The following is a 1,536-nucleotide window of genomic DNA, read 5'->3' as shown; positions in this document are numbered from 1 at the left end:
GTGTGAACTTTTTAATCGGTTGGAGCGGTTTATCCATCCATAGCCAAGCTCTAAACTTTATTAACGGTACAGATATTGATAGTAAAATTTATATATTTGCCAAATTTCTTCATGGTATTTTTTCTTCTATCTATGGACTAATACTATATTTAATAAAGTATAAAAATATAATCAAGCCCTCCTTTATGCCAGGCCTTCCTTGGCAAGAATCCCTATACCCTTTAAGTTGGCCTTATTTATTTTTTAACTCTTTTAAACTTGCAATATTTATAACGGTCTACATGTTAATATGTTCTTTGATCCTATTGATAATATACTATTTACTTCCACAGGATTGATTATTTATCCCCTCTTAACTCCTGCCTATTTTTGTTTAATAGGTCAATAATCTCTTTTAAATCTTCTTGGGTTTCATGCAAAATATTATCTGCATATTCTAAAGCACCTAAACGAATGCTCTTAGCATTGTTTTGAGCCTTAGTAATAATCTCTTCAGCCCTTTCTTTGGCTTTTTTTGTAATTTCGTCTTCTTCTATTAACTCCTCTAATTTAGATTCCGCCTCATTTAAAATAGTATCTGCATCTTTTTGGGCTTCCGCCAAAATTCTTTGTCTTTCTTCCTTTATCCATGAGGCTTGTTTAAGTTCATCTGGTAGCTTTATCCTAATCTCTCTAATTATCTCATACAACTCATCTGCATCTACCATAACTTTGCTTGAAAAAGGTAGAGAGGAACCATTTTCTAAAACATCCTCTATTTCATCGATCAGTTTAAGTACATCCATTTTATTACTTACCTCCATTTATCTTTTCTTTTAATGCCCTTTCCACTACATCTGGAACGAAACAGGATATATTCCCACCAAACATTGCCACCTCTTTAACTATACTCGAGCTCAAATATGCATATCTACCTGTAGAAACCATAAATAAAGTTTCAATATCATCCTCCAGCTTTTTATTTACAAGAGCCATTTGCATCTCATATTCAAAATCTGAAACCGCCCTTAAACCTCTAATCATAGTAGTGCATTCCTTTTCCTTAGCATAATCCACTAACAATCCAGAAAAAGTATCTACTTCAACATTATCATATTTTTCTAAGGTTCTTTCAAGTATTTCTACCCTTTCCTCTATTGAAAATAAATTTTTTTTTGATTTGTTGTTTAAAACTGAAACTATTACCTTAGAAAATTTTTTTGAACATCTATCGATTATATCTAAATGTCCATAAGTTACGGGATCAAAACTTCCTGGATAAATTACTACCATCTGCAACATCCTCCTTTATTCTACTTTTTAGCATAAAAACTTAAAGACTTATGACCATAACTTCTACTATCCATTTTAATTAGCCCATAGATATTATCTTCTAAATTCAATCCTTTTTCATGCTCTAGGATAATGATACCCTTTTCTTCTAAAATACTATTTCCCCATATTTTTTCTAGAACCTCAACCCCTAAATCATATCCATAAGGTGGGTCAATAAAAATATAGTTAAATTTAAGCTTTTTACTTTTTAACATACTAACC

General features: G+C 31.2%; 4 protein-coding genes. 1 reads left to right on the top strand and 3 read right to left on the bottom strand.

Translation table 11 applies throughout. From position 1 onward, the window contains the following. A partial coding sequence (locus CUL_RS19725; protein ID WP_035143022.1) for a hypothetical protein occupies positions 1-338 on the top strand: 338 nt, incomplete at its 5' end. On the opposite strand, the gene CUL_RS0107805 is transcribed toward CUL_RS19725, so the two are convergent. From CUL_RS0107805 to CUL_RS0107795, 3 genes are all read right to left on the bottom strand, one after another. Further along, the gene (locus CUL_RS0107805) at positions 339-785 is read right to left on the bottom strand and encodes a hypothetical protein (RefSeq protein WP_005583361.1); all 447 of its coding nucleotides are present in this window, start codon (positions 783-785) and stop codon (positions 339-341) included. A 4-nt stretch (positions 786-789) separates the two neighbouring features. After that, the gene (gene coaD, locus CUL_RS0107800) at positions 790-1,272 is read right to left on the bottom strand and encodes a pantetheine-phosphate adenylyltransferase (RefSeq protein ID WP_005583362.1); all 483 of its coding nucleotides are present in this window, start codon (positions 1,270-1,272) and stop codon (positions 790-792) included. A 20-nt stretch (positions 1,273-1,292) separates the two neighbouring features. Next, a partial coding sequence (locus CUL_RS0107795) for an RsmD family RNA methyltransferase (protein WP_035143021.1) occupies positions 1,293-1,536 on the bottom strand: 244 nt, incomplete at its 5' end.

It is taken from the genome of [Clostridium] ultunense DSM 10521, assembly GCF_000511955.1.
Taxonomy (GTDB): domain Bacteria; phylum Bacillota; class Clostridia; order Tissierellales; family Tepidimicrobiaceae; genus Schnuerera; species Schnuerera ultunensis.
Note: the sequence above shows the minus strand (reverse complement) of the source record. Positions and strands in the feature narration are given on the sequence as shown.